Raw genomic sequence first — 13581 nt, forward strand, 5'->3', positions numbered from 1 at the left:
GGTTAAAAAAACGCTCCCAATCGGGAGCGTTTTTTTATTCTTTCAAGCTATCCAGTAAATTGAATACATCTTCTTTTTTCTCCGGTAATAAATACCATTTATTATCAAATTTGGCTTTTCCCAACTCTTTCCATATAGATATCCAGCTGTTATCATCCTGCGATTTACCCTTATAATGCATAGTTACCATATAATCGGGTGCAACCATTTTTACCATTATGCCGCTATTGTTCCACGCAGTGTCATTTACCAATCGGGACAGCATCTCCCCTACCCGCACTTTGTCTGTATCTCCTATTGGCACTTTCAACTCATCCTTATCTATATAGATAATTGTCATTGTATCTACAGAAGCAAAATCCAGATTCAGTTTCATCGTATCCGCAATTACTGCCGTATTCTCCTCCCCTTGCACATTCTTCTTTGCAGAATTACAGGCAGAGAAGCCAATTACTAAAGCCAGCCCGCAAACAGGCAGCACCTTAAATGCATTTCTTATTTTCATTCTTATCAATTTAACTATTTACTCGTCATTATCTTTAATACCAACTTATCAGTTTCCTGCATACCAACAGCTCCAATACTGGTCAAATTTTCAATGGTCTTATCCACATCATCATCCACAATACCTTCCAAAGATGATACTACCTTGTGTTCCATTGCCATGATAGCTGAAAGAACAGCTGTAGATACACCGCTCGATATTTTAAGAGCACAGCTGGGCTTTGCTCCGTCGCAAATCATACCGGTTATATTTCCCACCATATTTTTCACAGCAAAGGTGACTTGGCTATAATCCCCTCCCATCAGATGAGTAATACCACAACTTGCACCTGTTGCCGCCGCCACACAACCACACAAAGCAGAAAGACGGCCTAGCTTTTGTTTTATATACACAACAGTCAAATGACTTAGGATTAATGCCCTGACAAGTTCATCTTCGGTGCAATTGGTATCTTCGGCAAAGGTAAGAACAGGCAAAGTCGCCGTAATCCCCTGATTACCACTACCCGAATTACTCATAACAGGGATCATCGCCCCATCCATACGGGCATCGCAAGCGGCAGCTGTATATGACATCATATGCGAAAGCATGGAATCTCCGAATATCTTTTTACCTAAAGTACCTGTAACTGTTTTAGCAACATTATGCCCGTAATTACCCTCATGCGATAACTTTGATGCCTTTCTGTTCAGTTCTGCTGCCTGAAGTATAAACCGTATATCATCTACGGGAACAGTAGTAGCAAATTCATATACCTTAGCAAAAGTCAATGTAACTTCATCTTTACAAACCTCCCCATTCTCACTACAAGCCTCATCGCAAAGTATATGTCCGTTTTTGGCTATATATGAAAAGTTTGTATGCGTTCCGCGAATGACAGCTTGCGTCTCATCCGCCCCTGCAATACAATGCGTTTCTATATATAAGTTGTCTGCGACACCTTCTTTCAGTGCTATCTCTATACGTTTTTCGGATATATATTGTTTTCCGAGTTCAACATCGCCCGGAGTAAGATCTTTTAATACTTGTAAGCCATATTCACTCTTTCCGATAAGAGCACCCAAAGCGACAGCTATGGGCAAGCCTACCATACGGGTTCCCGGAATCCCCACCCCCATCGCATTCTTCAAAACATTGGCACTCAGGTATACTTTGATTTTCTCAGGTTGCGTTCCTAGCACTTCGGTCGCCTTTGCCACACACAATGATACTGCAATAGGTTCGGTACAACCAATAGCGGGCACAACTTCTTTTTTTATCAAACTTACAATTTGCTCTTTTTCCAATGTGTTAATCATAGTCTACTACTATATTTAGTATTATATACACAAAGATATTGATTTAATTGTGTCATTAATCTCAAACCACCTCTTTAAGAAAAAGTTTTTTTATCATTTCCCAATATATGACTTAGCAGAAGACTAAATATAATAGAGAAACAAGGCAGGCATTAAAAAAGAAACAGAGGTTGTTCATCAAAATAAGGAACAACCTCTGTCTTATAAAACTGTTTACATAAAATTAATAATCTGCGTCCAGAGAACTTTCCGGAGCCTGATCAATTAATTCCATAAACTGATCCAGCTTAGGAGTAATAATTATCTGCGTCCTGCGATTAAGCGCTTTTCCTTCTATAGTACTGTTACTTGCAACAGGATTGTACTCTCCCCGTCCTCCAGCTGTCATACGTTTAGGATCCACTCCATAGTTGTTTTGCAACGCCTGAACTACCGAAGAAGCACGTAGGGTACTCAAATCCCAGTTGTTACGAATATTAGGACGGGAAATCGGATCTGTATCGGTATTTCCCTCCACCAATACATCGTAATCCTTATAATCTAAAATAATTTTTGCAATTTTACTTAGTATCTCCCCTGCCTTTTCACTTATCTCATAGCTTCCCGAACGGTACAGCATATTGTCCGCTAAAGAAATGTATACAACGCCTTTCAGCACTTTAATGTCCAAATCTTGCATTTCGCTGCGCGAAAGCGAACGAGTAAGATTATTAACCATCACCAGATTCAAAGAATCCGACTTATTTTTGGCTTCCACCAGATGTTGGATAAAACGGTTCGATGCATTAATCTCATCCAACAGTTTAGCAATATTCACATTACCTTGGGAACTTTGTGCCAAACTCTTGTTCAATGAATTTTGAAGCTCAGCATAAGCAGCACGCAAATCCGCATTGTTTTGCTGGGCTTCCCGCAATCTATCTTCAAGGCTCGCTACACGAGTCTTACTTTCCCTCAATTGTAGCTGACCTTCCTGATAATCGTTTTTCAACAGATTATAATCTGCTTCCAGGCTCCTGAATTTACCTTTACTCACACAACTTGTAAAAAAAATACTCGCTGTGAGTATCAACAACGTCCAAATAAAATGTCTCATAAATCTTATATTATTATTTAAACCTATTATAAATATAACAATGCTCCTTCTTTATTTGTTTTAAACTATCATTAGGAATATAACCTCTCAATTATTAAACGGAAGATTTCTTAGAATTCATATATATATGATACTAAAGAAAATAAAACAACTGCCACACAGGCTATCTTTTCTAAATCGAACCTATTATTTGGTCTATGACTCTTAATATGTTATTTTTGTATTACAAAACTTTTATGTGCTGATGAAATGAGTGCAAAGAAAAAAATATATGCTATAATCAACCCGAAATCGGGAACGTCATCGAAGCAAAACCTTCCACACAAAATCGCGGAAACATTTGATGCGCACAGGTTTGATGTCCATATATTTATTACTGGTTATGCCGGACATGGATCTGAAATAGCCAAGCAAGCTATCAAAGATAAGGTAGACTACGTGATTGCAGTCGGAGGCGACGGCACAGTAAACGAAGTTGCCCGCACATTGGTCAACTCCCAGACAGCACTAGGCATCATCCCACTGGGTTCAGGAAATGGACTGGCACGTGACCTGAATATTTCTACTGACGCAAAGAAAGCGATGGGTATTATTCTGGACGAAAATATAATATCCATTGACTACGGGATGGTTAATGACCGTATATTTTTCTGTACCTGCGGTGTAGGATTTGATGCAGAAGTAGCGGCTATGTCGTCGGGCAAAAAAAGCAGAGGTTCATTTATGTATATTAAAAATATGCTGGAAACCTTTATCAGACAAAAGCCTGAAACTTATGAAATAATATGCCCGGAAGGCACAATAAAAGATAAGGCGTTTGTTGTAACTTGTGCTAATGCGTCGCAATATGGATACAATGCACATATTGCACCTCATGCCGACATACAGGATGGTATGATGAATATTGCAATACTAAAACCCCTCTCTATATTAGAAGTCCCTCAAACATCCCTTCAACTCTTCACAAAGAAGATAGATGAGAATAACAAGATGATTGAACTAATCACCAATGAAGTCACTATAAAGAGAGAACAAGAGGGAATGATGCACATAGACGGTGACCCTGTAGAAATGGGAAAAGAGATACATGTAAAAATAATACCACAAGGATTGAAAGTACTGGTGCCTGCAAATCCACAAAAAAAACATCCATTAGATCCACAGGAAGTACTCATGCGAATAGCTGATACCTTTTTCTGAAAACCGGGATTATTAAAAGTTCAGTTCAAACGACACTCTGAAACCATCTTTATCCACATTCGGATGGTCGAGATAATTTATTCTGCGTACATAATCGATACGGAATAGCTTAAAGATATTCTCTATTCCTATGTTATATTCCATGTATGGACCTCTATTGGTAGTATATGTATCTTGAGGAAATATGAGCAGATTTTTATTATGTTCCGGATTGTTTTTATTACTCAGCGAGCCAATAAAACCACGGAATCCAAATACTTCCCTCCATTTCAATACCTTAAGGAAAGGAACTCTGTTGAGAAACCAGCCCCCCATATGATAATATATTTCCCATGAAGCCTGTGCATCGTGCATAAACTCGAGGGGTTCTATTAAATAGTAGTTGCCCCGCTGTATAGTATATGAGTTGTTGGCACTGGGAGTTATAAGAAACGGAAAAGGCGTTTCGCCCCATATTTTTTCAGCTTGCGCCGACAGGTAAATTTTGCCATACGGTGCAACCCAAAACTGCTTGGATATAGCCAGTGATGTCTTGTTATAATGGTATTGGCCTCCAAATATATTTTCGAGAGCCATCGTATGTGTCAGGTTTGTTACAAGCCGTGGGGAAGGGATGGAATGCCTCTTCCTACGTTGTTGAAAAAACTTTTCGTTCGGAGCATAGCGCAGTGCCAGCATAGCTTCGGTGGTCTTTACCCTGTCCACCTTGTATATATTACCATTTTCGCCCATTTTTTCAAATACGATATTGGCCGCAGGACGCTCGTCAAATGTCTGACCGGTAAGTTTGAATGAGAATCCTCCATAAAACTCTTTATCCCAAGCTATCTGAGTCTGGCGGTTATATGTCATTTTAGAGTTTCCTGACGCCTGTATAGACATCAGTATATTATCCCGTTCGGCCTGTGTATAACGTTGTCCGAGCGTATTTAGATCATACTTATAGGCAACTATCAGGTTATTCTTCGGATACTCATCCTTATGTTTCTCTATCTTATTGAAAGCCCATGTAGCCTCACCATAATATTTAAATTTCTCGTCCCGGGTTCCATAAGCTCCATAGCCATAGAAGAAAAGATGTTGATGGAGATTCTTTGTTGTAGACAGTGTCATACGAAAACGATTACCTTCCGTTTTATTGAAACTATAGAATGTTGGAATAGTCCCTATCTCCAGCTTATTTGTCTCTGGGTCTTTCGATGTAGGGAAATACCCGGTAGACAGAACATCACCTGTCCTCAATAAAAGACGGAACAGAAATACCTTATTTACATCTTCCAGCATTTCATCCATGCGGTAGTCTTTTTTATGTTCAGCCGGCCGGTTATCTGCCCAGAAATTCTTATCTCTTTTCAAATAATCTTTTTCAAATACCTCCGGAGCACTGAGAACAAAAACCGGGTCCATAGGCCGGTTTTCAACAAAATCCACATATGTACGGGTTTTATCTATATAGAATTTAATAAGATCAGCCATCGTCACATCAATGGCCATTCGCTCTTCCATCGGAATCCATTTGTTATCTGCCGATTTCTTAAAGTCATGCTGAATAATAAGCTCCTGAACAAAGTTTATATTCATTTTCTTAGGAGTCCTTATCACAGCTCTCTTTACAGCATACATACTATCGAGAGAGATATACAGATTACCGGTAAAGCCAATGTCGCGGGAGTTGAAAGGGGCAAAATCGAGCTTCACATAGCGGTCTTTATCAATTGTCACCGTATCCGAAAGGTACCATCTGTAAAAATTAACGGCACTATGTTCGCTCAATGGACTCACAAAGGGCTGCAGTAGTAAATTAATCGAATTATCATATATAGATATATCTTTAAAGACTTCCTTTATTATAGCATCAAGCCCTTCTGTATCGAAAGTCTTATCCAGTCCTTCGATATGATAGCCTTTTACAATACGTTTGGCCGAATTATTTTCTTTTTTATAAAATACATCAGATATTCTTTCCCTGATAGAGAAAGGCAATATGATTTTATTATCAATCATTGATGTATCCGCATAATTGGGCAGAAACTTATATTTTTTCAATAAAGGCATATCCGGATGATACTCATTCAGTGCAAAAAATATCCGTTCATATTCCTTATACTGGTAATAGTTGAGATCTGTTATATTATTCTCATCTTTGTGAGCGATCACTTTCTTTATCAGTTCGACAGCAGGATTATTCTTCTTGGAGTACTTCTCCTTCTGCGGACGAACAATAACTTCTTTTAATAATTTGTCCTCGGGTTCAAGATTTATTTCTATTGTGGTAGTTCTTCCAACAGGGATAGTGATGGTCTCGGACTTATACCCCAAAAGGGAAGCAGTAACAGATGTATTATTCCCTCGGTTGCTTAATCTGAATTCACCCTCTTCATCCGAAAATGTGCCGATAGTCGTCTTATCGAAAACGACGGTTACAAACGGTAGCTTCTCCTTTGTTACAGCATCTCTGACAGTACCTCTTACAATCGTGAGTGACTGGGCGCATACAGTACCACAAATGATAAGAAAGAAAGACAACAGGAGTATCATCTTCCTTCTGATAATATATTGTGGTATTTCACTCATTCAGTTAAAACGTTTTTTCCTTTTTTTTGTTTTTAGATTCTCATCTATATTCAATCTTCATCTCCTCCACTACTATCAGTTTCCCTGTAGCATTTCTTAGAGACTGTTCCGAAACGACCGCTTATTTCCTTGTTTGATAAAGGTTTCCTCATTTCGTTTATATAGAAGTTATAAAGAACCAAGAGCAAATGTAATTAAATCTGCTCTTGATTCTAGTATATTAGATGTATGCAACATACATTTAGTTGCAGTTGTTATGATTTTTTAATTAATCAGTTTGCGGTAACGAATACGTTTCGGCTCCACATTACCCATACGTGCCTTTTTGTTCTCTTCATATTCACTGTAACTTCCTTCAAAAAAGAATACTTCCGAATTGCCTTCAAAAGCCAGAATATGTGTACAGATACGGTCGAGGAACCAACGGTCATGCGATATCACAACAGCGCATCCTGCAAAGTTTTCCAAACCTTCTTCCAATGCACGCAATGTATTTACATCGATATCATTGGTAGGCTCATCGAGAAGCAATACATTGGCTTCCGACTTCAGCGTCAATGCCAGATGCAAGCGGTTACGCTCCCCTCCGGAAAGCACACCGGTAAGTTTTTCCTGGTCTCCTCCCGAGAAGTTGAAACGTGATAAGTAAGCGCGGGCATTAATATCTTTTCCTCCTACACGCACAAACTCGCTTCCTCCCGAAATAACCTGATAAACACTTTTATTCGGATCGATCTCGGCATGCGACTGATCTACATATCCTATTTTCACGGTCTCTCCCACCTCAAATGTCCCTTTATCTGCTTTCTCCAAGCCCTGAATCAAGCGGAATAAGGTAGTTTTACCGGCTCCATTTGGCCCGATAATGCCGACAATACCCGATGGAGGCAACATAAATTCAAGATTGTCGAATAAGAGCTTATCTCCAAAAGCCTTTGTTACTCCATGTGCCTCTATTACCTTATTACCGAGGCGCGGGCCGTTAGGAATAAATATTTCCAGTTTTTCTTCCCGTTCTTTCTGGTCGGCATTAAGCATCTTCTCATAGTCATTCAGGCGGGCTTTACCTTTTGCATGACGGGCTTTAGGAGCCATTCGCACCCACTCCAACTCCCGTTCGAGGGTTTTGCGGCGCTTACTGGCCTGCTTTTCTTCCTGCTCCATGCGCTTGGTTTTCTGCTCAAGCCATGATGTATAGTTTCCTTTCCATGGAATACCTTCTCCTCTGTCAAGTTCAAGAATCCATCCGGCAACATGGTCAAGGAAGTAGCGGTCGTGGGTGATACAGATTACAGTACCTTTATACTGTTGGAGATGTTGTTCCAACCAATCGATAGACTCCGCATCCAAGTGGTTGGTAGGCTCGTCGAGAAGCAATACATCCGGTTCCTGAAGCAACAAACGGCAAAGTGCTACACGGCGGGCTTCCCCTCCCGACAGGTTTGCAGTTAATTGATCTTCGGGCGGACAACGAAGCGCGTCCATCGCACGCTCGAGTTTATTGTCTATATTCCATGCATCAGTTGCATCTATCTTATCCTGCAATACTGCCTGACGGGCAAACAGAGCATCCATTTTGTCAGCATCTTCGTAATATTCAGGCAATCCGAATTTTTCGTTAATACCTTCATATTCTTTCAGCAAGTCCATTATAGGCTGTACGCCTTCCTGTACTATTTCCTTCACGGTTTTGGTAGGATCGAGTTTCGGGTCCTGTTCAAGATATCCTACCGAAAAGCCTTTGTCCGATACTATTTCGCCCTGATATTCCTTATCTATTCCGGCTATAATCTTCAACAGTGTGGATTTACCCGAACCGTTGAGACCGATAATACCTATCTTGGCACCATAGAAGAATGACAGGTAAATATTCTTTAATACTTGTTTTTGTGGCGGGTATAATTTACCGACGCCCATCATTGAAAAAATAATCTTTTTATCGTCTACTGACATGATTTTATATATAAATTTTTATTTTCTATACTTCCAAACCGTTATCACTCCCAGCAAGAACTCTTTGGTCCTTATTGCTTACTCCTGTAAAAGGTAACAAAGGTAACACAGAAACCAATTAAGAATGAAAAATTAATAATTAATAATTATCTTGTCCCTCGCTCGTGCAGACTTCCCTTTTCAGTTGTGCAACAGACACCGGAAGTCTGCGCTAGCGGAGGTATTTAGTTAAAACCTGACACTTCTGACAGTTTTTTCATTATTTATACCTTGTCATTTTTGCATCTGTTAATCATATATAGATGAAAAGTAACAGAGGTAACAGATATATCAGTTAGCAATTAACCAACTTGTAACTCGTAACTACCCGCAGGGCGAAGTAACTTGTAACTGTTAAAAGGTAACAAAGGTAACAGTCTTTTGCCCTTGTGCTCTTTGTGATTTCCTTCGTGCACTTAGTGGTTAAATCTCTTTTACCACAAGGGGCACAAAGAGTTACACAAAGAACACTATATAAAAAGTAACAAAGGTAACACATATACCAGTTATCAGTGAACAGTCATCAGTTAGCAACTTGTATCTCGTGTCTCATAACTTTCAACTTATTACTCATTACTTAAAACTTACTACTTGTTAAAAGGTAACACTTTTACACGTTTTTTAATCTTGTTACTTTTTCTCTATATAACACGCTTGCTATATATACTATATAGATAAAATTATTGAAATAAAGTAACATCAAATCTAGATAACGGATTTGTATAACTGTACACTTACTTCTGATACAAAAACCGCTTTATACTCCTCTTCGGCGTCTTTTCGAATTCCTGATCCTGCAATCTGAAATTCACTACCTGGCTATATCCCGGCAAGCGTTTGTTTATTGCTTTCAATTCAGCCACAAAAATAGCAGAATAATCCTCTTCTTTCACATCATGCGCCTTCAAATAATCTTTATCAGGATAAATAAGAGCAATCAGTTTGCCACTTTCCTCAATTATAAGTGATTCGGCAACATAAGGAGAATTATTGAAATAATCTTCTATCTCTTCGGGATAGATATTCTGCCCCGATCCACTGAGTATCATTGTTTTACTACGGCCACGAATAAACAGGAATCCATCACGGTCCATCACACCCAAATCTCCGGTGCGCAACCATCCGGAACTATCCAGAACTTGTTTTGTTGCTTCTTCATTTTTAAAATAACCAAGCATCACATTCTGTCCTTTCACTATTATTTCCCCGGCTTCGGTTTCCATATTAGATGATTCTATCCGCACATTCATACGGTCGACAGGGCGGCCACACGATCCTTGCTTATATGTTTCCCAATATTCATAGGAAATAAGCGGACCACATTCGGTCATTCCATAACCTACCGTGTAAGGGAACCTTATATCCGTGAGGAAAGCGCCGACTTCTTTGTTCAATGCAGCCCCACCAATAACTACCTCAACCAGCTTATTGCCAAAAACAGGTACAAGCTTTTCCGCAATCTTCTTATATACTTTTTTCCTGATGAAAGGGATTTTAATCAGTGTCTTGACCGGCTGCTTCTTCAATTGAGGAAAAACACGGGTCTGTATTATCTTTTCTATAATAAGCGGAACAGCCAGCACCAGCGTAGGGTTCACTTTCGAAAAGGCATCCAGAATTATCTGAGGCGAAGGCACACGGGTCAGGTAATGGATATGGCAGCCTTTAGCAATGGAAAGCAATACCTCGAAGGCCAGCCCGTACATATGCGCCATAGGCAGCATACACACTATGCCGTCACCCGCCTTCACAAATTCGATACTGTCTATCGCGAAACGGGTGTTAGACCATAAACTACGATATGGGATCATTACTCCCTTCGGATTACTGGTAGTTCCTGATGTATAATTAAGTACTGCCAGTTCATCCGGAGACTCGTCATAAAAGATGACATCTTCCTGTGAGAATCCTTTCGGATATTTAACATTGAATGTCTGTTCCAAGTGAGAACATGATTCCAAAAATTTAGCCGAGCGTGATTTCTGCGCCGAAAAGTCATCTATGAGCAAAATAGCTTCCACGGTCGGCATTTGTACAGGATCTATTTTAGACCATACATATTCATCTGCAAACAGGACTTTCGCTTCGGAATGATTCACAAGTGTATGAATATTTTCCCCGCTAAAATCGTGCAAAATGGTAGTTATAACAGCGCCATAAGTAAGCGAGCCGAAAAAGGCGACAGCCCAGTTAGCCGAATTCTTGCCGCAAATAGCGATTTTATCTCCTTTCTGAACTTCAAGATCATCGAACAAGATATGTAATTGTGCTATTTTTTTTGCAAAATCCTTATATAGGTATGTTTCTCCGTTATAATCGGTCAATGCGGGACGTTCCCAGTTATTAACTATTCCCTCCCGGATGAGTGTTAAAAATTTATTATTTTCCATATAATCATTCTATAGGTGATATATGCAAATGTAAACAAATTCTTAGATTTTATGCCATATAAGCATTGCAAATATCATAATTGTAACAGTAATGCTAACAAGCATCATCTCAAACAGGTACTTTGCTATAATCATCGAAATACGGAAAACATTCTTCGATAAATCGTATCTGATACCTGTTGCAATAAACTATGAACATATATAAATAAAGGGTGAATAAAATCCACCCTTTATTTTATCACTGATAAACAGATATTTATTTATTCAGAATATCTATTTGCTGTCTTACCGACTCTTCGTGGATCGCTTCCAGAACCACACGCATAAATTCGGGATTCATACCCATACCTTCAGCCTGAGAAATACGCTTGCTTAGTATTTCATCATAGCGGTCGGTCTGCACGATAGTCATATTATGTTCCTTCTTGAAAGTACCTATCTCACAAGAAATACGCATACGTTTAGCCAATAGTTCAAGTAACTGGTCGTCTATTTCGTCTATCTGTCTGCGCAATACCGACAAGTCTTCCGTCGACTGCTTACCATCACGGATAACCAAAACCGAGAGAATCTCTTTCAATCTCGATGGTGTTACCTGTTGCGAAGCATCGCTCCATGCATTATCAGGATCGCAATGTGTTTCAATAATCAACCCTTCGAAATTCAGGTCCATAGCCTGTTGCGAAAGAGGTTGTATCAGATCGCGCTTACCTCCGATATGACTTGGGTCGCAGATGATAGGCAAATCAGGGTAACGGCGTTTCAGTTCGATAGGGATATGCCATTGGGGAAGATTACGGTAGATCTTTTTATCATACGAACTGAATCCACGATGGATCGCACCCAGTTTAGTCAACCCTACATTGCTAAGGCGTTCGAGCGCCCCTATCCATAATTCCAAATCGGGATTCACAGGATTCTTTACCAGTACAGGTATATCCACACCTTGCAAAGCTTCTGCAATTTCCTGTACGGCAAATGGGTTAGCCGTGGTGCGGGCTCCTATCCAGAGCATATCTATGCCGTACTTCAATGCTTCATATACATGCTTCTGTGTAGCAACTTCAGTTGAGACATACATCCCTGTTTCTTGCTTCACTTTTTTCAACCAAGCAAGGCCTTCACTACCCACTCCTTCAAATCCTCCGGGTTTTGTACGTGGTTTCCAGATACCGGCACGCATAATTTTTATACCATCAGCTGCCAGTTGGCGGGCTGTACTTAATGTTTGTTCCTCCGTTTCGGCGCTACACGGGCCCGCGATCACCAAAGGACGTTCCGGGTCAACTCCCGGCAGTAAGATTGATTCTAATTCCATTTTATCTGAGTTTTTATGATTGTAATTTCTTTATTCTTTCCAGTGCCTCTTTCAGCATATGTTCGTTGCAGCAAAGCGATATACGGATGTATCTTTCCCCTTTGCTCCCAAATATAAAGCCGGGGGTTAGGAATACTCTGGCATCGTATAAGATTTTATCAGCCAGTTCCTCGCTGCTTTTGTATTTCGCTGGTATTTTTCCCCAAAGAAACATACCTACCTGATTCTCATCATATGTGCAGTCCAGCTCATCCATTATGGCAGCAGCATATCTACGGCGGTTTGCATATAGTTCTATATTATTTTTCCTGTGCCACTCGTCCGAATTATTCAATGCTGCAATAGTAGCCATTTGCATAGGCTTTAGAATACCGCTTTCGATATTGCTTAGTACTTTGAGTATCCATCCTATAAACTGCGGATTGGAAACAACCAGACCGATACGCCATCCGGGCATATTATGCGATTTACTCATAGAATTCAACTCTATACAAATCTCTTTTGCTCCCTCCACTTGCATGATACTAAGCGGATTCTCGTTCAATATAAGGCTATACGGATTATCATGGGCGATGACAATGCCATGCTTTTTCCCAAATGCAACCAACTTTTCGAACAGGCCTAACGAACCGTTCGCTCCTGTAGGCATATTCGGATAATTAACCCACATCAGCTTTACACCGGATAAATCCATTTTTTCCAATGCTTCAAAATCGGGCTGCCAGTTGTTATTTTCATCCAGATCGTATGTATGTATCTTCGCGCCCACCATCTTACTTACAGATGTATATGTAGGATAACCGGGGTTTGGCACCAAGACACCATCTCCAGGATTGAGAAATGCCAGAGAGATATGAAGGATTCCTTCTTTTGAGCCGATTAGCGGCTGTATCTCCTTTGCCGGATCAATCGTCACGTCATACCAACGTTTATACCATGTAGCAAAAGCATCACGCAACTGAGGAATACCCACATGTGGCTGATAACCATGCGCGTCATTTTTCGCTGCGGATTCACTCAGAGCCCTTACTGTCTCTTCGGAAGGAGGCAGGTCGGGACTGCCAATGCCAAGACTGATCACATTCTTACCTGCGGCATTCATTTCCGCTACTTCTCTCAATTTGGTAGAGAAATAGTATTCCTGTACTGTATTCAGGCGGTCGGCGGGTATTATATTCATATTAATTTCAATATTTAAGATTCCAAGA

9 protein-coding genes are annotated in these 13581 nt (G+C 40.1%); 1 reads left to right on the top strand and 8 read right to left on the bottom strand.

Annotated elements, in window-relative coordinates; translation table 11 throughout:
• Positions 1-34 precede the first annotated feature (34 nt).
• From IR083_RS12595 to IR083_RS12605, 3 genes are all read right to left on the bottom strand, one after another.
• Positions 35-505, bottom strand: coding sequence for a hypothetical protein (locus tag IR083_RS12595; RefSeq protein WP_194224575.1), 471 nt, complete (start codon positions 503-505; stop codon positions 35-37).
• Between the two features lie 14 nt (positions 506-519).
• Positions 520-1803 (bottom strand): serine dehydratase subunit alpha family protein, encoded by a 1284-nt coding sequence (locus tag IR083_RS12600; RefSeq protein ID WP_194224576.1) that lies wholly within the window; start codon positions 1801-1803, stop codon positions 520-522.
• 223 nt (positions 1804-2026) lie between these two features.
• Complete coding sequence (locus tag IR083_RS12605; protein ID WP_006799599.1) at positions 2027-2899, bottom strand: flagellar motor protein MotB; 873 nt, start codon at positions 2897-2899, stop codon at positions 2027-2029.
• A 249-nt stretch (positions 2900-3148) separates the two neighbouring features.
• On the opposite strand from IR083_RS12605, the gene IR083_RS12610 reads away from it, so the two are divergent.
• Entirely contained in the window at positions 3149-4099 is a 951-nt protein-coding gene (locus IR083_RS12610; protein ID WP_194224577.1) for a diacylglycerol/lipid kinase family protein, read from the top strand.
• 12 nt (positions 4100-4111) lie between these two features.
• On the opposite strand, the gene IR083_RS12615 is transcribed toward IR083_RS12610, so the two are convergent.
• The 5 genes from IR083_RS12615 to IR083_RS12635 all read right to left on the bottom strand — a co-directional run bounded on the left by IR083_RS12615 (position 4112) and on the right by IR083_RS12635 (position 13553).
• Complete coding sequence (locus tag IR083_RS12615; protein ID WP_194224578.1) at positions 4112-6673, bottom strand: DUF5686 and carboxypeptidase-like regulatory domain-containing protein; 2562 nt, start codon at positions 6671-6673, stop codon at positions 4112-4114.
• 264 nt (positions 6674-6937) lie between these two features.
• The gene (ettA, locus tag IR083_RS12620) at positions 6938-8626 is read right to left on the bottom strand and encodes an energy-dependent translational throttle protein EttA (protein ID WP_194224579.1); all 1689 of its coding nucleotides are present in this window, start codon (positions 8624-8626) and stop codon (positions 6938-6940) included.
• Positions 8627-9399: 773 nt separating this feature from the next.
• Complete coding sequence (locus IR083_RS12625; protein ID WP_006799603.1) at positions 9400-11055, bottom strand: AMP-binding protein; 1656 nt, start codon at positions 11053-11055, stop codon at positions 9400-9402.
• A gap of 256 nt (positions 11056-11311) precedes the next feature.
• On the bottom strand, positions 11312-12373 hold the full coding sequence (locus tag IR083_RS12630; protein WP_194224580.1) for a bifunctional 3-deoxy-7-phosphoheptulonate synthase/chorismate mutase type II: 1062 nt from the start codon (positions 12371-12373) through the stop codon (positions 11312-11314).
• 13 nt (positions 12374-12386) lie between these two features.
• Positions 12387-13553, bottom strand: coding sequence for a pyridoxal phosphate-dependent aminotransferase (locus tag IR083_RS12635; RefSeq protein ID WP_194224581.1), 1167 nt, complete (start codon positions 13551-13553; stop codon positions 12387-12389).
• Positions 13554-13581 lie beyond the last annotated feature (28 nt).

This window comes from Dysgonomonas sp. GY75 (assembly GCF_015234155.1).
Taxonomy (GTDB): Bacteria; Bacteroidota; Bacteroidia; order Bacteroidales; family Dysgonomonadaceae; genus Dysgonomonas; species Dysgonomonas gadei.

What these genes read in the sequence shown, in the direction of transcription:
- IR083_RS12600 (WP_194224576.1), bottom strand. Translation starts at nt 1,803, where the DNA reads ATGATTAACACATTGGAAAAAGAGCAAATTGTAAGTTTGATAAAAAAA.
- IR083_RS12625 (WP_006799603.1), bottom strand. Translation starts at nt 11,055, where the DNA reads ATGGAAAATAATAAATTTTTAACACTCATCCGGGAGGGAATAGTTAAT.
- ettA (WP_194224579.1), bottom strand. Translation starts at nt 8,626, where the DNA reads ATGTCAGTAGACGATAAAAAGATTATTTTTTCAATGATGGGCGTCGGT.
- IR083_RS12610 (WP_194224577.1), top strand. Translation starts at nt 3,149, where the DNA reads ATGAGTGCAAAGAAAAAAATATATGCTATAATCAACCCGAAATCGGGA.
- IR083_RS12605 (WP_006799599.1), bottom strand. Translation starts at nt 2,899, where the DNA reads ATGAGACATTTTATTTGGACGTTGTTGATACTCACAGCGAGTATTTTT.
- IR083_RS12630 (WP_194224580.1), bottom strand. Translation starts at nt 12,373, where the DNA reads ATGGAATTAGAATCAATCTTACTGCCGGGAGTTGACCCGGAACGTCCT.
- IR083_RS12635 (WP_194224581.1), bottom strand. Translation starts at nt 13,553, where the DNA reads ATGAATATAATACCCGCCGACCGCCTGAATACAGTACAGGAATACTAT.
- IR083_RS12595 (WP_194224575.1), bottom strand. Translation starts at nt 505, where the DNA reads ATGAAAATAAGAAATGCATTTAAGGTGCTGCCTGTTTGCGGGCTGGCT.
- IR083_RS12615 (WP_194224578.1), bottom strand. Translation starts at nt 6,673, where the DNA reads ATGAGTGAAATACCACAATATATTATCAGAAGGAAGATGATACTCCTG.